The 16,350-nt window shown below is 62.8% G+C and carries 11 protein-coding genes and 5 pseudogenes; 4 read left to right on the top strand and 12 right to left on the bottom strand.

All coding sequences use genetic code 11. The features are described 5' to 3' along the window. The first annotated feature begins 229 nt into the window (after nt 1-229). The gene (locus ABCW42_RS21310; RefSeq protein ID WP_423185150.1) at nt 230-1,639 is read left to right on the top strand and encodes an NAD(P)/FAD-dependent oxidoreductase; all 1,410 of its coding nucleotides are present in this window, start codon (nt 230-232) and stop codon (nt 1,637-1,639) included. Nucleotides 1,640-1,842: 203 nt separating this feature from the next. Here ABCW42_RS21310 and ABCW42_RS21305 read toward each other — a convergent pair. Then, nucleotides 1,843-2,799 (bottom strand): annotated as a pseudogene (locus ABCW42_RS21305) (IS110 family transposase); the annotation flags it as partial. Between the two features lie 88 nt (nt 2,800-2,887). Between ABCW42_RS21305 and ABCW42_RS21300 the strand changes: the two are divergent. After that, nucleotides 2,888-3,224 (top strand): annotated as a pseudogene (locus ABCW42_RS21300) (IS3 family transposase); the annotation flags it as partial. 17 nt (nt 3,225-3,241) lie between these two features. On the opposite strand, the gene ABCW42_RS21295 reads toward ABCW42_RS21300, so the two are convergent. The 4 genes and pseudogenes from ABCW42_RS21295 to ABCW42_RS21280 form a co-directional block, all read right to left on the bottom strand. Continuing rightward, entirely contained in the window at nt 3,242-3,595 is a 354-nt protein-coding gene (locus tag ABCW42_RS21295; RefSeq protein ID WP_423185147.1) for an IS3 family transposase, read from the bottom strand. 120 nt (nt 3,596-3,715) lie between these two features. Continuing rightward, on the bottom strand, nt 3,716-3,937 hold the full coding sequence (locus tag ABCW42_RS21290; RefSeq protein WP_423185146.1) for a transposase: 222 nt from the start codon (nt 3,935-3,937) through the stop codon (nt 3,716-3,718). A gap of 83 nt (nt 3,938-4,020) precedes the next feature. Then, nucleotides 4,021-5,538, bottom strand: a complete 1,518-nt coding sequence (locus ABCW42_RS21285) for a PucR family transcriptional regulator (protein ID WP_423185149.1) — start codon at nt 5,536-5,538, stop codon at nt 4,021-4,023. Between the two features lie 148 nt (nt 5,539-5,686). After that, nucleotides 5,687-5,944 (bottom strand): annotated as a pseudogene (locus ABCW42_RS21280) (ATP-binding protein); the annotation flags it as partial. A 2-nt stretch (nt 5,945-5,946) separates the two neighbouring features. Here ABCW42_RS21280 and ABCW42_RS21275 point away from each other — a divergent pair. Together ABCW42_RS21275 and ABCW42_RS21270 are read left to right on the top strand one after the other, a co-directional pair. Then, a complete protein-coding gene (locus ABCW42_RS21275) occupies nt 5,947-6,585 on the top strand; it encodes a LysR family substrate-binding domain-containing protein (RefSeq protein ID WP_423185148.1) in 639 nt (212 codons plus the stop codon). Nucleotides 6,586-7,450: 865 nt separating this feature from the next. Beyond that, nucleotides 7,451-8,235 (top strand): annotated as a pseudogene (locus ABCW42_RS21270) (IS3 family transposase); the annotation flags it as partial. Nucleotides 8,236-8,252: 17 nt separating this feature from the next. On the opposite strand, the gene ABCW42_RS21265 reads toward ABCW42_RS21270, so the two are convergent. From ABCW42_RS21265 to ABCW42_RS21235, 7 genes and pseudogenes are all read right to left on the bottom strand, one after another. Then, nucleotides 8,253-8,606: an IS3 family transposase gene (locus ABCW42_RS21265; protein WP_423185147.1), complete on the bottom strand. Its 354-nt coding sequence runs from the start codon at nt 8,604-8,606 to the stop codon at nt 8,253-8,255. Between the two features lie 120 nt (nt 8,607-8,726). Then, the gene (locus ABCW42_RS21260) at nt 8,727-8,948 is read right to left on the bottom strand and encodes a transposase (RefSeq protein ID WP_423185146.1); all 222 of its coding nucleotides are present in this window, start codon (nt 8,946-8,948) and stop codon (nt 8,727-8,729) included. A gap of 132 nt (nt 8,949-9,080) precedes the next feature. Beyond that, nucleotides 9,081-10,584: pseudogene (locus tag ABCW42_RS21255) on the bottom strand (NAD-dependent succinate-semialdehyde dehydrogenase). Between the two features lie 150 nt (nt 10,585-10,734). Further along, entirely contained in the window at nt 10,735-11,688 is a 954-nt protein-coding gene (locus ABCW42_RS21250; RefSeq protein ID WP_423185145.1) for an alpha/beta hydrolase, read from the bottom strand. Further along, nucleotides 11,685-13,172, bottom strand: coding sequence for a flavin-containing monooxygenase (locus ABCW42_RS21245; RefSeq protein WP_423185144.1), 1,488 nt, complete (start codon nt 13,170-13,172; stop codon nt 11,685-11,687). The genes ABCW42_RS21250 and ABCW42_RS21245 overlap by 4 nt, the downstream gene beginning before the upstream one ends. 33 nt (nt 13,173-13,205) lie before the next feature. Further along, nucleotides 13,206-14,261, bottom strand: coding sequence for an alcohol dehydrogenase catalytic domain-containing protein (locus ABCW42_RS21240; protein WP_423185164.1), 1,056 nt, complete (start codon nt 14,259-14,261; stop codon nt 13,206-13,208). A 591-nt stretch (nt 14,262-14,852) separates the two neighbouring features. After that, entirely contained in the window at nt 14,853-16,292 is a 1,440-nt protein-coding gene (locus ABCW42_RS21235; protein ID WP_423185143.1) for a PucR family transcriptional regulator, read from the bottom strand. Nucleotides 16,293-16,350: the final 58 nt, after the last annotated feature.

The raw sequence follows: 16,350 nt of genomic DNA, 5'->3' as shown, positions 1-16,350 counted from the left end.
TTTGACAATAATCTCTCGTCAGCACGCTATAGAAGGCGACGCAAGTATGGGTTCAACCTTGCTTCCTGTTCAACTGTATGAACGCGAACCTCATGAGTAACGAGATCACCCTTTACCCTCGTACACGAAGATGAATCCGCGGAACGATCTTGTCTTTTCGACTGCTATCCAAGCGTTGCAAGCACCAGAGATCATGGCTTACCACCCGTCTCAATCTTGCGAGGAAGCCGTGACAGAAACAGAGCAGCCGACCCATGAAGCATTCACCACTCTTTGGATGGAGCAGGCCACACGCTCTCGTTCACCCGAGACCCTAAGGTCCACCACCCAAGCTGACATCTGTGTAGTCGGCGGCGGCTACACAGGCCTCTGGACGGCTATTCATGTGAAGGAGCGTCGGCCCGAGCTCGACGTCTGCCTGGTTGAGGCAGCAGTGGCAGGCGCCGGTGCTAGCGGCGCCAACGGAGGCTTCGCGATGACATGGTGGCCAAAGTTTGCAACGCTGAAGAAGCTCTTCGGAAGCGCCGATGCCGTCTATTTGGGGCAGCTATCCGAGAAAGTGGTCCAATCCATAGGAACCTACCTTGAGAAGCATCAGATTGAGGCTGACTTCATTCCCTCAGGTTGGTTGTGGGCGGCCACCAATGCTACGCAAGTTGGCTCCTGGGACAACACGATAAGTCAACTCGCTGCTGCCCATCAAACACCTTACGCTGCGCTTCCCACCGACGAAGTTCAACGGCTAACCGGCTCTGCCGAGCACTTAGGTGGCGTAATTGAAGGCGGCGTGGCGACAATCCATCCCGGCAAGTTCGTACAGGGTTTGCTGCGACGCGCGCTGGAGCTGGGGGTACGCGTTTACGAGCTATCGCCGATGCGACGGATGGAACGCAGAGGGAGTTTCACGGAAGTGGTCACGACACAAGGACGAGTCCAAGCCACCTCAGTAGTGCTTGCTACCAATGCAGCTCTGGGCGGTATACCTGAAATTAGACGCAATCTCGTGATCGTAGGTAGCGATGTTGTAGCAACCGCACCATGCGGCGATGTACTTGCCGGCACGTCCTTTCCGAACGGCCTTGCAGTTTCGGATTCCCGCCGTCTAGTGCACTACTACCGGTCGACATCAGATGACCGATTGGTATTTGGCAAGGGCGGCGGCGGGCTCTCCTTCTGTGGCGAGATCGGAGGAGCTGCCACATCCGGGCCGAACGGGCGACACGATGCGGTCGAGTCCCATCTGCGCCGGCTGCTTCCACGGCTATCAGATGTGCCGGTAACACATCGCTGGAGCGGAAAAATCGACTACTCCGTCGACGGTCTGCCATTCGCCGGCCGACTGCGCTCAAACCCATCCGTTAGCTATATGACTGGATTCTCAGGCAACGGAGTCGGCCCGGCGTACTTGGCCGGCCAAGTGCTGGCTTCCATGGCGCTGGATTCCGACGACGATTGGAGCCGCCTCCCAATCATCCGTCGACCCAAGAGTTCCCTCCCGCCTGAACCCTTTCGGTTTGTGGGTGGCAACCTGGTCCGGGTGGCCATGGTCCGTCAGGAGAGGCTCCAAGACCAAGGCCAAAAAGTTGACGCCATCACTCGACTGATAACCGGGTTGGACCCCACGAGCTTCGTCGGCTAGTTGATATGTAGATGTTTCTTGTCAAGAGGGCAAGGGTGAGCGGTCCACGGCTGGTTTGTCGTGGACCGCTCGTTGTGTGTTCGTTCGGGGTTGGTCCTGGGTGGCTGGCGCGTCTTGATCGACTGGCGCTGTCAGACTCTCACGAAAATTAGCCAGCCACGGGTGGTGAGCGCCCGCTTTGGTGTGTTCCGGCGGTGGCTTGGTCAGGCAGGTTGGGGTGCTGGTTCCAAGGTGACGGTGTAGCCCAGGGCTTGGAGTTGATTGATGGCCCGGGCCCGTGTTTTGGCCGGCTGGAGTTTGGCAAAGTAGTCGGGGCCGGGGTCTTTGTAGAGTTCCCCGGTCGTGAGCATGTTCCAGACAGCGATGAGGATCGCGTGTTCAACGGCGACGAGGGCTTTCATGGGTCCGCGCCGTGCGGCGAGTCGTCGGTACTTTGCACCGAAATACGTCTTGCTCGATCTGGACATGGCCCACGCGACGATGCCGAGGGCTCCTTTGAGATATGGATTGCCGGGCCGGGTCTTGCTGGATTTCACGCGGCCGGCTGATTCATTGTTGCCCGGCGCCGTGCCGGCCCAGGACGCCAAGTGTCCCGCCGAGGGGAACACGGTCATGTCTGCCCCGGTTTCGGCGATGATGATTTCCGCGACGCGCTCACTGATGCCGGGGATACTGACGAGCAGGTCCCGCGCCGCGGCGGATGGTCCCAAGACCTCGCCTATCCGGGTATCGAGAGCGGCAATGGCCCGGGTGTGCCCGTCGATGATGTCCAGATGCATTTGGGTGAGGAAGGCGTGGTGGTCGTTGAACCTGCCGTTCAGCGCTTCGATCAGGGCGGGAATCTTTGTCCGCAAGCTGTATACGGCGAGGTTTGCCAGTACCGCTGGATCCCGCTCGCCCTCAATGAGGGCCCCGAGCATGGCGCGCGAGGAGACGCCGGTGAGGTCCGTGGCGACGGAGGAGAGCTTGATGCCGGTGTCTTCGAGAAGTTTTTCCACGCGCTGGATTTCACTGGCGCGTTGGCGGATGAACATTGTGCGCGTGCGGGTCAGGTCACGAAGACGGCGGATCGGCTCAGGCGGAACGAACGACGCGCGCACGAGCCCGTATGCACCCAACTGAGCCAGCCACGCCGCATCCGAGACGTCTTCACCCGGTCCCCGGAAGGCCTTGCAGCTTGGGCGGCGCAGCGACCAGACACTCGATCCCCGCATCCGCCAGGCGCCGGGCCAGCCCGAACCCGGTCGGTACGCGTGGGTCGCAGCGGCGCCCGCACGGGCGGCGCGGGCCGCGGCGGATGCGGCGCTGGCCGAGCGGATTCGGGTGCTGCAGGACCCGCGGCAGGGCGGGGACCGTGCGTACGGGGCCCGAGGATCACGAGTGATCTCAACGAGGGCGTCCCCGCCGGTGAGCGGGTCAACCACAAGCGGGTCGCCAGGGTGATGGGGGGCACCGGCTCGCCGGGATCCGGCTGTGCCGGCGGATGCGCACCACGGTCCCGGACCAGTCCGGGCGCCGATTCCCCGACCTAATCGGGCGGGACTTCACCACGGGCGAGCCGAACCGCAGGTACGTGGGCGACATCTAATGCCGACGTCGGCATTAGATGTCACAGACGAGCTTCGTACCGGGGGTATCTGAGGTGAAGTCCCGGCCGATGAGGTCCGCGAAGACCTTGTCCGGGTCCGAGGGGATGGTCGTGCGTTTGAAGGCGCGCATCCGCTTGGCCGCCCAGCCGTTCTTCGCCATGATGGCAGCGACCGTCCCCACGGAAATCGCCACACCCGTGGCGGCAAGTTTGGCGTGGACCATGCGATGGCCGAAGATCCCATCGGAGGAATCGAACATCGCCTTGACCAGTCCGGTCAGCCCCCGGTGCCGGGCAGCCGTCGGTGACTCTTCGTGGTCCAGCCACCGGTAATACGAGGCCCGCGGAACGCCCAGCCGGGCGCACATCCAGGCCACCGGAAAGTCAGCGTTCTTCTCGTGAACAAGCCGGTAGAGGTCCTCTACCGTTGTTCTTTGGCGAAGAACGCCGAACTTTTTTCAGGAAATCATTCTCCCTTTCCAGCTCCCTCAGCCGTGCCTCCACCGTCTTGTATTTCGCGGGATCCACCGGATCATCAGGCTTGCCGCCGGCACCGGCCTCTCCTTCCCGATGCAGCTGCGCCCCCGCTTTAGCGCGGCCACGGAGACCCCCAACTCGGGGGCCACCGAGGCGGGCCAACGGCCGGAGGAGATGACGAGATTCACGGCATCGGCCTTGAACTCATCGGAATAGCTGGGACGGGAAGACATGGGCACAATCCTTTCAAACTGTGTCTCACATCAGTAGTACACCTCATAACCTCTCAAAGCATTGGAATGTGTGAACTGTTGTACTACGGAACAAGTGGGTACCGGTACTTCTTCCCTAACAACTGCAGCGTACGCAGTGCTAAATGAAGTTCGGCGATGTCGTCCAGCTCATCCAGCCGCCGACCGGTAAGCTCCGAGATTCGTCGCATGCGATATACGACGGTTTGCTTGTGCACTTGCAGCATCTTGCTGGCCATCTGCCATGAGCGGTTCGCCTCGAAGAACACGTGCAGAGAATCCACTAAATCAGTGCCGTTCCGCTCATCGTAATCAATGAGAGGCCCAAGTATGGTGCGCACGACGTTTTCTGCATCGGAAATTGTGGCTGGGAGGAAAAGAGGCCGGTTCTCTCCGTAATAGACGATGCGTCCGCTCCCCGTGAATCCCGCCTCGCGCGCCCAGTTGGCTTGGCGTAGGGCATCAGCTATGCCGCTTATCCGAAGTGTCTCGTTGCTGACACCAATCCGCCCGCCATCACCGACGATCTCATTGATAGCCCGGACGACGGGGTCTGGGTCGTTTGTCACCAGGATAAGTATGTCGTCTAGGGACGCCACCAAGTAACGTGCTCGGACAGCATCTAATGCAGCCATCGCGTCGATGGACCGGACTGGCTGGGTACTGACAGCAGTTATGACCCTCCAAGGTCCACGGTTGAGTCCGAAATCCGTGAGGCGATCTCTAACGAGTTCGGAATCGACGTTTCCACCGATTAACTGAGTTATCAAGCGAGTGGAAACGGTCAGGCGCGACTCAGTTTCGGCACGAAGACGCTCGGCTTCAATCGTGACGATGGTATTAACGTGCTGAAGAACGAGGACGTCGAACGGGACCCCTGTCACGTCTGCCACCATCACCCAACCAGCATGCGTACCCACCGGCAGGATGATGAATTCATCGCCCCCGGTTTGCAGACGCGTGATTCCTGGCAAGACGGCATTTTCACGGACCCGCTCCACGATGGCGGCGACTGTCCGATCTGCCAGCGCCGACCCGGCGCTGATGATCACACGGCCTGAGGAAGCATCCACTAGATGGATCGCATGTCCCAGCTCGACGCCCACCCGTTGCAGCAGCTGCTCCCTTCTGGTTGAGTTCTGTATGGCGCTCCGGTAGGCGTCATAGACTCGCAGGACGCGGTTGAGCCTTGCTTGAACTTCGCCTTGGCCTGCCGAGACCACAACGCGTGAGAGCGCGGTAAAAGGGATCTCGTAGGCCGTTTCCAGGATAGGGAATGCCAGCTCTTCAGCTAGCGCCGCCGCTTCGGGAGTTAATGAAGGACTGTCCATGCCTTCGGCCAATACCAACCCACTGATGCCAGCTCCTGCCAGTGACCGGACGAAATCGACCTGCGTAGCTGCCGTCGCGGGGACGTTACGACCGGTGGTCATTAGCAGATCCCCCGTTCCCAGCCACTCCCACGGTCGTTCAAGCTCGCAGGAGTGAGCCCAGAGGATTTCTGATGGCAAGCCACTCTCCCCGGCAAGCAGGCGTGTCCGCAATGTGGGCACCTTGACCAGTTGACCTACCGTCATCGACATGGCTACCTACTTTCTGCGTGTCCGAGGCTCGGAGGCGCTATCACTTAGCTGCGGCACATGAGGAGACGGACGTTTCATTGTTCTTGTCAACGCCAACCGAAATTAAGGCCGTTTTTGCCGATTGAAAACAGGGCCACGGTGGGTTGTTTTATTGTGCCAGATTCTGTGGCTTGATCCGGCCCTGGAGCCGGTAGCTGTTGCCGATGAGGTTGATGACCTCGGCGTGGTGGACGATCCTGTCGATCATCGCCGCGGCGGTCGTGGCGTCGCCGAACACGTCGGCCCAGCGGCTGAATGTGAGGTTGCTCGTCAGGATCAGTGAGGCCCGCTCGTAGCGGGAGGAGACGAGCTGGAAGAACAGGTTAGCGGAGTCTTGGTCGAACGGGATGTAGCTCACTTCATCGATCTATGCGGACTTCCGCGGGCAAGAGCGGCAAACTCCGGGTAGGGTTTGTCAGTTCGGCCAGTTACACAACACTCCCCGAAGCCATTCGCGCCTTCCGCAAACAATGGCCGCGTGTGGAACTCTTGCTGAATCCGCTTACCAGCGGGGAGCAGATTGAACAGTTGCTCGACGGCGTCCTGGACCTTGGACTTTTGCGAGATCCCGGCGAGATTCCGGGGTTGAAAGTGGACCTGGTTAGCACCGAGGACCTGGTCGCAGTCCTGCCCGAAGCGCACCCCTTGGCCCTGCGCGAATCAGTTCGGCCGGCAGACCTGCAAGGTGAGCCGATGATCCTCTTCCCATATCGCCTCATGCCCGGGTTCGTGGCCAGAGTGCTTCGCCTGTTCGACGGACTGGAAGCAGCTCCGCAGGTGGTTCAGCGAGCCATCCATCAAGAGACCGTCCTCGGCTTGGTTGCTGCAGGACTGGGGGTATCGATTCTCCCCGAATCTGTACAACGCTTCCAGATGCCAGGCCTCGTATGCCGACCGATTGCCGGAAATCCCCAGACTGCCCTCTACGCGGCTCGTGGAGCGAAGCAAGCCTTAGTCATCGATCAATTTATGGAGTACTTACGGCCTCACCGGAAGTTACATGGCTGAAACCTCCGGGAGACGTGCCTGAAAGACGCCTCGTTTACTCTCAATATTCATAGTTTACTGTTGCTACGCAGATGTATGAAGGAAGTTATGAAGAAGAGAAACCCTTTGACGGCCAAGCGCTCTTTAGCCGTTCTCCTGAAGTCAAGCCTCAGAACAGGTGACCACTGCTCGAGCAGTGGGTGGTGGGCCCCGGAAGCGGACCGCGCATCCGCGCGGTTCATTAGCGAAGGAAGCGTGATGCCTGCACATCAAGGGGTGGCCGTCAACTGGTTGCGGATGGCCATGGAAGCGCCGGCACCAACCCACTAGCCCAACATCAGGTACGAAACTTGGTAGCAAGCCGGGACAGATCAGCTCTTCCGCTGTTGGAACATCGATGCGGGTCGCCCGTCGCGGTGTCGGCGACGAAGGTGGAACCGCCTCACACGTGGATGCTTAAGCGCAAGCCTGGCACAGTAAGGCCAATATGGCGACCTCTCAACGACACCGACCCTTCTGAATGCCGTCACTGACTGCGTGGCATTGGCCCATCTGCACGGGCGGGCAATGCAGCCGTCAACCTATAAAGGTAAGGGTGAGAATCTACGAGGATTCTCACCCTATACATTTGTCGGCTTACGAAGTTCGGGCTATGTCCGAAGGCATCACTCAGCCATTTAGCATGTGCTGGATAAAATTCACGGCACGGCTCACGGCGGCCTTTAAAATCTTTGGCTAAGTTGCATGGACCTCGTTGACGAGTCATCCGTATGCCGAACGCCTACGTCAGGCTGGAGCGGTACCACGGTGACAGAGCATGTCAGCTCGATCGCGTAGGGCGAGAATCAGGAGTCCAATCATTATGTCCAATCTAGTTTTGGCCGGGATGGGCCAAGATGGTCCCACGAGCAGTCCCGGACCGCGTGCCGGTGGACCGTCCACTCGCAGGTCGTTCACCCCCGCGCAGAAGCTTGAGTTGTTGGCCCAGTACGAAGAGGCCTGCACCCCCCACGGGGGCGGTGCGTTCCTGCGCGGGCAGGGGCTGTATTCCTCCAGATCACCGAGTGGCGCAAGCTGCGCCATGCGGGGGTTCTGACCGGGAAGAATCCCGGGGAAAGTGTCGGGAAGCTGTCTGCGGAGCAGGCCGAGATCGCACGGTTGCGCCGCCAGCTGGAGGTGAGTGAGAGCCGGTTGAAACGATCCGAGGCAGCCCTTGGTGTGATGGGAAAACTACACGAGTTCTTGGAGTCTCTCTCCGAGGACACGAACGACGATCCAAGCGCTGATGGGAGCCTACGGGCAGCTGGTTGACCTGGCCGTCCCGACCCGGGAAGCCGCTGCCTTGCTGGGGCTCTCCCGCACCACGATCTACCGTGAACCCGCCGCGCCGGCGGACCGGGCACCGGCGGAGCCGCCGAACAAGCTCAGCACCGCGGAGCGGGCCGAGATCCTGGCTGCCCTGAACTCAACGGAGTTCGTGGACCTGGCACCCCAGCAGGTCTACACGAAGCTGTTGGATGCGGGGATCTACTTGGGATCGGTCTCCACGTTCTACCGGGTGCTTCAGGAAACCCGCAGGTGAAGGAACGCCGGGCCCTGGCCAGGCACCCGGCCCGGGCCCTCCCCGAACTGGTCGCCACCGCCCCTGGCCAGGTGCTCTCATGGGACATCTAATGCCGACGTCGGCATTAGATGTCACAGACGAGCTTCGTACCGGGGGTATCTGAGGTGAAGTCCCGGCCGATGAGGTCCGCGAAGACCTTGTCCGGGTCCGAGGGGATGGTCGTGCGTTTGAAGGCGCGCATCCGCTTGGCCGCCCAGCCGTTCTTCGCCATGATGGCAGCGACCGTCCCCACGGAAATCGCCACACCCGTGGCGGCAAGTTTGGCGTGGACCATGCGATGGCCGAAGATCCCATCGGAGGAATCGAACATCGCCTTGACCAGTCCGGTCAGCCCCCGGTGCCGGGCAGCCGTCGGTGACTCTTCGTGGTCCAGCCACCGGTAATACGAGGCCCGCGGAACGCCCAGCCGGGCGCACATCCAGGCCACCGGAAAGTCAGCGTTCTTCTCGTGAACAAGCCGGTAGAGGTCCTCTACCGTTGTTCTTTGGCGAAGAACGCCGAACTTTTTTCAGGAAATCATTCTCCCTTTCCAGCTCCCTCAGCCGTGCCTCCACCGTCTTGTATTTCGCGGGATCCACCGGATCATCAGGCTTGCCGCCGGCACCGGCCTCTCCTTCCCGATGCAGCTGCGCCCCCGCTTTAGCGCGGCCACGGAGACCCCCAACTCGGGGGCCACCGAGGCGGGCCAACGGCCGGAGGAGATGACGAGATTCACGGCATCGGCCTTGAACTCATCGGAATAGCTGGGACGGGAAGACATGGGCACAATCCTTTCAAACTGTGTCTCACATCAGTAGTACACCTCATAACCTCTCAAAGCATTGGACTGTGTGAACTGTTGTCGCTGGGCAGGCCGCCGCACACTAGTGCGGCGGCCGTGAACCCGTTTTGGTTAGTCGGCCCGGGGGTTGTTGATGCCGATGTATTGGGTGGTGGTGTATTCGGTGATGCCTTCGGTGCCGCCTTCGCGGCCGAGGCCGGAGTGTTTGACGCCGCCGAAGGGGGCCGCGGCGTTGGAGATGACGCCGGCGTTGAAGCCGACCATGCCGAACTCGATCTGTTCGGCCACCCGGAGGAGTTTGTTGAAGTCGCGGCTGTAGAGGTAGGAGGCGAGACCGTATTCGGTGGCGTTGGCGAGCCGGATCGCGTCGGCCTCCGTGGCGAAGGTGGTGACGGGGGCGACGGGGCCGAAGATTTCCTGGCCCAGGATTTCGGCGTCGTTGGGCACGTTGGCGAGGACGGTGGGCTGGTAGAAGTACCCGGGGCCTTCGACGGGGGCGCCGCCGGTGACCACGGTGGCGCCGGCGGTGACGGCGGCCTCCACCAGGGCGTGGACGTCTTTGCGGGCGCCGCCGTCGATCAGCGGGCCCACCGTCGTGCCGGGGTCGGTGCCGCGGCCGGTGGTCAAGTTCCCCATGGCGGCGGCGAACCGGGCCGTGAATTCCTGCGCGACGGATTCGTGGACGAGGAACCGGTTGGCGGCGGTGCAGGCTTCGCCCATGTTCCGCATCTTGGCGGCCATCGCGCCCTCCACGGCAGCGTCGAGGTCTGCGTCCTCGAACACGATGAAGGGGGCGTTGCCGCCGAGTTCCATCGAGGTGCGCAGCACGTTCCGTGCGGCGTCGGCCATCAGGGCCTTGCCGACGTCGGTGGAGCCGGTGAAGGAGACCTTCCGCAGGCGGGGGTCGGCGAGCAGCGGCCCGGAAATCCCGGACGCGGAGGCGGAGGCGACGACGTTGAGGACCCCGGCGGGCAGGCCGGCCTCCATCATCACCTGGGCAAAGAGCTGGGCGGTCAGCGGGGTGAGCTTGGCCGGTTTCAGGACCATGGTGCACCCCGCGGCGACCGCGGGGGCGACCTTGCGGGTGGCCATCGCGAGCGGGAAATTCCACGGGGTGATCAGCAGGCACGGGCCGACGGGCTTGTGCTGGACCAGGATCTTGTTCTCCCCCTCGGGGGTGGTCAGGTAACGGCCGTAGTCCCGGACCGTTTCCTCGGCGAACCAGCGCAGGAACTCGGCCCCGTAGGCGACTTCGCCGCGGGCCTCGGCCAGGGGTTTGCCCATTTCCAGGGTCATCAGCAGGGCGAAGTCCTCGACCCGCTCCGTCACCAGGTCAAAGGCCCGGCGCAGGATCTCCGCCCGCACCCGGGGCGCGGTCCGCGCCCACGCGCCTGGGCGTATCGGCGGCATCCAAAGCCGCGAGGGCGTCCTGGCTCGTGGCCGAGGCCAGGGTGGCCAGCACCTCCCCGGTCGCGGGGTCGTGGACATCGAACGCGCCGCCGTCGGACGCCTTCACCCACTGCCCGTTGATCAGCAAACCGGTCGGGACCGTGGCGAGGAGCGCCGCCTCACGTATGCGTGAGACGGCAGGCGGACCTACGAGGGAAATAGTCATAGAGTTCTCCTAAAGAACGTGAATGACGGTGATGGCCTTTCAAGGAATTGACGGGCCATCACCATTTTTCGATTGATCAGTTCGATGGGCCCCGCACCGGGGACCCGACTGGACGCGTCGGTCCCGCGAGGGGGATGCACCCCACCTCAGTCAGGTTGCGCGGTCCCTGATAAAGCAGGCGATATCGTCGGCTGTTTGTTCGCCACGTTGGATTCGCCCGGCGGAGGTGAGCAGTCCATGAGCGTACCCGGAGAGGTGCTGGTACTGAACCTCGGTTCCAGCTTGGGCCAGGGCTGCGGCGTAGTTTGCACCCTCGTCGGCCAGCGGGTCATTGTCCACTGTGATGACGTACGCGGGTGGAAGCCCGGCAGGGAGCTCCGCCAGGCCGGGGCTGATATCGGGCCGCGCCCGGTCTGTTCCCTCGGGCAGGTAGTGGTCCGCGAACCAGGCGATGGTGTCCGCAACTAAGGGGAAGCCTTCAGTGACTCGGGTATATGACGGAGCAGACATAGTCAGGTCGACCATCGGGTAGATGAGGACCTGCGCCGCGATCGACCGCGGATGAGCGCTTTTGGCGTTTTCGATTGCCAGCACCGCGGCCAGCTGCCCGCCCGCGCTGTCCCCGACCAATACGGCCTTGGTTACTTCAAGGCTGTGAACCGGACCTGCGGTGAACAGCCAGTTCAGCGCAGCCCGGCTGTCCTCGATTGCCGCGGGGTATGGGTGCTCCGGGGCGAGCCGGTAGTCCACCGCTACGACCGGCAGACCCGTGACGGCTGCCAGACGCCGGCACAGCCCGTCATGGGTGGACAGGTTCCCCATGACCCACCCGCCTCCGTGGAAGAACAGCACGACGGGGGTGGGTCCTTGGAGGACCTGCGGGTCGTAGATCCGCACACCAAAGTTGTCCACGGTGACGTCCGAGACTGCTGATATCCGGTCACCGCTCAGGCCGTTTGCGGCGCACCCTCGCTCGTACAAGTCACGCACCTCGTCCACTGGGTAGGTGTGGAATGGGCGTCCACCGGAGGCCCGGAACCTTTCCAGAACGGCTGCTGCGTCCTCGGCTACGGGCCTTCCGCTGAACGGATCTTGGCTGGTCACTTACCCGGGCCGGTCTCGGCCAGCTGGAGGTAGTCCTCGAACTGGAGATCCTGTGTGTGTGCCCGGTACTCGTTGACGGTCCCGGACCAGTTGTTGATGACGCGGCCGTCCTCGTTCTTGTACCAGGAGGAGCATTCGGAGGAGAAGGCAGACTTGTCGAGCTCTTCCTGAACGTGGGCGTTGAACTTCTCGAGCACGCCGCGGTCAACTTCCAGCATCCGGCTTTCGTCGGCCGCGATGTATTCAACAGCCTGCGCGATGTAGCCGTGCTGGGCCTCCAGCATGGACACAACGGAGTTGTGGTTGAGGTTCGTGTTCGGTCCGTAGACCAGGAACAGGTTGGGGAAGTTGTCAACGGTGATGCCGAGGTATGCCTCGGGGGCGTTGCCCCACCTCTCGTCCAGGCGGAGTCCGTCGCGTCCCACGACGCGCATCGAGCCCTGGAAGGCGTGGCTCTTGAAGCCCGTGGCGTAGATGATGACGTCAAACTCGTGCTCGACGCCGTCGGCGGTACGGATGCCTCGGGGCGTAAATTCGGTGATCTTCTCGGTCACGAGGTCCACGTTGTCGCGGGTCAGTGCAGGGTAGAAATCATCGCTGCGGAGGATGCGCTTGCAGCCGAAATCGTAGTCGGGTGTGAGCTTGGCTCGCAATTCAGAGTCCGCCACCTGACTCTCGAGGTGCTGGCGGGCCTGCTGGACACCTTCCTCGGATGCGGCGGTGTGCCGGCGGGTACGTTCGAATCCGGCCTCACGGAAATCGTGGATCTCCTGGCGCTGCTGCCGGTAAAGCTCCGGGTCGGCCAGAAACGCGGCGGTCTCCTCCTCCGTGAAGACGTATTGGCCGCGGGGGAGGATGTAGTTGGCCGAACGCTGGAACACCGTGAGGTTCGAGGCGATCTTGGCAACCTCGGGCACGTACTGAACCGCGGTAGCGGCGGAACCGATGGAAGCGACCCGCTTACCGGTCAGGTCCAGGTCGTGGCGCCAGGTGGAGGAGTGGAACGCCTCTCCTTCGAAGGACTCGATGCCCGGGAAGTCCGGGATGTTTGGCTCATTCAATTGGCCCCATGCTGCCACGATGGAACGGGTCAGATACTGGGAGCCGTCGGCGGTGTGCACGGTCCAGAGGAGGCGGTCCTGGTCCCATTCGGTTGCTGTGATGTTCTGGCCGAAGCGGATGTGTTTTCCGAGGCCGAAGTCCTCCGCCATGGATCGCAGGTAACCCTGCAGTTCTTCCTGGCCGGCGAACATCCGGGAGACTTTCAGGTTGAGGAAGTAGCTGTAGCAGTAGACGAGCGCCTGGGTGTCGCATGCGGCTCCGGGGTAGGTGTTCTCCCGCCACACACCTCCGACGTCGTTGCCGCGCTCAAGGATCAGGAAGTCCTCGATGCCTTCCTGGACGAACTGGGCTCCCTGGCCCAGCCCGCCGAAGCCGGCGCCGATGACAATGGCACTGTAGATGTGGTCGTTTGTGGATGACATGGGTTCTCTCCTCAGAGCTGGAATGTCGGTTGGTCAGGAAAAGGTGATGATTTGGCGCAGGGCGTGGCCGCCGTCGAGGGTGTCCATGGCCCGGTTGATTTCGTCGAGCGGGATGGTGTCCGAGACAAGGCCCTCAACGGCCAGTTGCCCCGAGCGCCACAGTTCCTCGTAAATCGGGATGTCGTGTTCCGGAACGGCTGAGCCGAGGTAGCTGCCGACGATGGACCGCGCCTCAGCCGTCAGTGCGAGGGGGTCGATGGAGACAGGATGTCCAGGGGCCGGCAGCCCGACTGTCACGGTGATGCCGCCGGGCTTTGTCAGGGCGATAGCGGCTTCCAGTGCGCGGGGGTGTCCGGCGGCTTCAATGACAGCATCGAACTTCTCACCGCATTCCAGCGCTGCCGCCGAGGTCATGGCGTCAGTAGCGCCGAGACTCATGGCGGCTTCCAGTTTGGCTGGCAGCGTGTCAATGCCGACCACGTATTCGACTCCGGTGGCCTTGGCGGTGATGAGCGCGGCCATGCCTACCCCGCCGAGCCCGACAATGGCCACCCGGGCGGAGGGACCGGGCCTGGCGACGTTGAGGATGGCTCCGCCGCCGGTGAGCAGGGCACAGCCCAGCAGCGCAGCGATGTGCGCCGGCACGTCCGAGCCGACGGGCACCACTGAGCGGCGGGAGACCACGGCGTGCGTGGCGAATGCGGAGACTCCGAGGTGGTGGTGCACAGGCTCTCCGTCTCTGGAGAGTCTCCGGCTGCCACCGAGCAGCGTGCCTTCCGCATTGGAGGCGCTGCCCTGCCCGCACGGCGTTTTGCCGTTCGAGTGGCATCCGGCGCACTCTCCACAGCGGGGGAGGAAGGTCATCACGACGCGCTGGCCCGGTGAAATGTCATTGACGCCTTCGCCCAGTTCCTCCACGATTCCGGCGGCTTCATGGCCAAGCAGCATCGGCACCGGCCGCGGCCGGTTTCCGTTGACCACCGAAAGGTCCGAGTGGCATACCCCGGCGGCCTCTATGCGGACAAGGATCTCACCCTGTCCCGGTCCTTCCAGCTCAAGTTCGTGCACGCGGATGGGAAGCGTGTCCATATAGGGCTGGTCCGCCCCGATGGCTTCAAGCACCGCCCCGCGGATGGTCCTGGTGCGGGCGGCTGCCTTCGTGGTTGGGATTGTGTCTTCGAACGTCACGGTTGTCCTCTCAATGGTGCAGTGAAGCTGTGCAGGAGACCGTTTCTGGAGGGACCATGGAGCGCATCGAGGACCTTGTGTGGCGTGCTGCTCATCGCTCCCCCTGGATGGTGCGTTATCCACCGGGGATTCGTTCCTTCGCTAACGGGCTGTCCTATTGAGAGTAGGCAACCTGAGAACGCCAGTCACGGTGCATAACGTCGTGAGTTGGCTTTTTCTTTGTACGATTCGCCCAAACGCCGTGGTGGTAGGGCAAGAGGCGGAGTCCTCCTAGGCACTCCTGGGCACCAAGCACTTCGCGCACTGGCGGGGCTGACTCGATCCGAGGGCGGGTATGTCCCCTGCTCGTCCGGAGAAGCGGTGATTGGCCCTTGAGCTTTGGCCCCTATCCGGGGGAGCGAGCGGGAGCAGGGCCAATCTGCTGGTGATCCGGGTCTTCTCTGCGCCGAGTCGCATCCGCCGAGGTGCCAGAAGGTTGGCCGGCGCCTCGCTTTATTCTTTTTGCGGCGTCTGGGTGCGGCCTCTGAGAGCCAGCCAGAGCTGGGCTGCGACGTCGGGGTCATCCAGGTCCACACCGAGGATTTCCTTGGCCTGGGCAATCCTGTAGCGCACCGAGTTGCGGTGGACTCCGAGTTCGCGCCCGGCGGCCTCCCATTGCCCGCGGTGGGCCAGATACGCGCGGACAGTCTCGAGGAGGTGGCCCGTGTGTGCGATCAGATCGTCCACCCACTCATCGGCCGGGAGATCGAGTCCGTGGCCGACGCGTATGAACTGTCCGGGAGGGGCGGAGGCAGCCACTTCGGCGACTTGAGCCCCGATTTCGTGCAGGCGCCGAAGCGGCATGGGGCCGCCCCACGCGCCGCGGGCACCCTTGGGTAGCTTCGGATAGGGTCTCGATGCTGCCTGGAGCACGAACATGACACCTGAGCGTTCCAGCACGAGTCCGTCCGGTTGGGGCCGCGTTGCCAGCTCTTCAAGGTCTGGGAGTACCGCGACGAATGCTGTCTCGGGCAACGGATCCGAGTCCATTTGCTTGGCAAGGAGGCGCGCGGCATCATCATGTCCCTCCAGGACAAGTGCTGCGAGCATCCCTTCGGCGCGGCGCCGTTCAGCCGCCGCACGGCGTTGTCCTGCCGCTCTGGCGGCAAGGAGCGTGGACGCAGTCAGGAACAGGTGGCGCTCGGCAGCAGTAAGTTGCCCGCTACGACCCAGTGCAAGGTAGCCAGACATCGCCGGAGCGTCGGACACCGGATAGAGGGAAGCCGTACCGGATGCGAGTTGAATATTGCCTGTCGCCCCTCGGCGGGCGGCCCGCAGTCTGGCAGATTCGCCGGCCAGTTCCGCCACCAGCCCGTCTGGCAGTTCACCACCGCTGGAAGCCGACGACGGAGTCCCGTCACCTTCCGGCAGGTAGGCAACCCAGGTGCCGAGGGCACGGGAGAGCTCGCGGACGATCTCGGGCTCTGCATCCTCTTCCGCGGCGGCGCGTGTCAGCGCCACCTGAAGTCCGAGCAGAGCCGTGAGCTCGGCCTCACCGCCTTGCTTGACAAGCTCCCAGTAGGCCCGCGAGACGGCCAGGAAGGGGGACTCCCTGGGTACCGTCAGAAGGGGAAGTCCCGATTCCACACATGCCGCCCGCAGCTCGTCGGGCACCATGGCATGGCCTGAGCCCAGGCCCAAACCCAGTGCCGCAACTCCGCCCTCGACGAGTCGTTCCACGTAATTTCGGGCTGCGTCCGCCCGTGCGTCACCATCCAGGCTGGTGAGCTGCAGTCCCACGGTCAGGAGCAGTTCGCCTCCGTAAAGGAACACAGTCGGATCCTCGAGCTCGGACACATGAACGCCCGTCAGCTCAACGCGGGGGAGCGGGACCGGCCAGTAAGGCACCAGGGCAGGCTTTGCAGCCTCGACAAGCCTCGCGAGGGTGATCATGCATAAATCATAGGGTACGAGCCTTTGTACAATCCGGCTGCGGCGCTCCTCCGGAGGG

Source organism: Arthrobacter sp. NyZ413 (assembly GCF_049390645.1).
GTDB lineage: Bacteria > Actinomycetota > Actinomycetes > Actinomycetales > Micrococcaceae > Arthrobacter.
This window is presented reverse-complemented; position numbering and strand designations above follow the sequence as displayed.

Excerpts from the sequence above, each read along its gene's own strand:
- ABCW42_RS21240 (WP_423185164.1), bottom strand. The coding sequence starts at position 14,261 with ATGGACACGCTTCCCATCCGCGTGCACGAACTTGAGCTGGAAGGACCG.
- ABCW42_RS21285 (WP_423185149.1), bottom strand. The coding sequence starts at position 5,538 with ATGTCGATGACGGTAGGTCAACTGGTCAAGGTGCCCACATTGCGGACA.
- ABCW42_RS21275 (WP_423185148.1), top strand. The coding sequence starts at position 5,947 with ATGCGGACTTCCGCGGGCAAGAGCGGCAAACTCCGGGTAGGGTTTGTC.
- ABCW42_RS21260 (WP_423185146.1), bottom strand. The coding sequence starts at position 8,948 with ATGTCTTCCCGTCCCAGCTATTCCGATGAGTTCAAGGCCGATGCCGTG.
- ABCW42_RS21290 (WP_423185146.1), bottom strand. The coding sequence starts at position 3,937 with ATGTCTTCCCGTCCCAGCTATTCCGATGAGTTCAAGGCCGATGCCGTG.
- ABCW42_RS21265 (WP_423185147.1), bottom strand. The coding sequence starts at position 8,606 with ATGTGCGCCCGGCTGGGCGTTCCGCGGGCCTCGTATTACCGGTGGCTG.
- ABCW42_RS21245 (WP_423185144.1), bottom strand. The coding sequence starts at position 13,172 with ATGTCATCCACAAACGACCACATCTACAGTGCCATTGTCATCGGCGCC.
- ABCW42_RS21235 (WP_423185143.1), bottom strand. The coding sequence starts at position 16,292 with ATGATCACCCTCGCGAGGCTTGTCGAGGCTGCAAAGCCTGCCCTGGTG.
- ABCW42_RS21295 (WP_423185147.1), bottom strand. The coding sequence starts at position 3,595 with ATGTGCGCCCGGCTGGGCGTTCCGCGGGCCTCGTATTACCGGTGGCTG.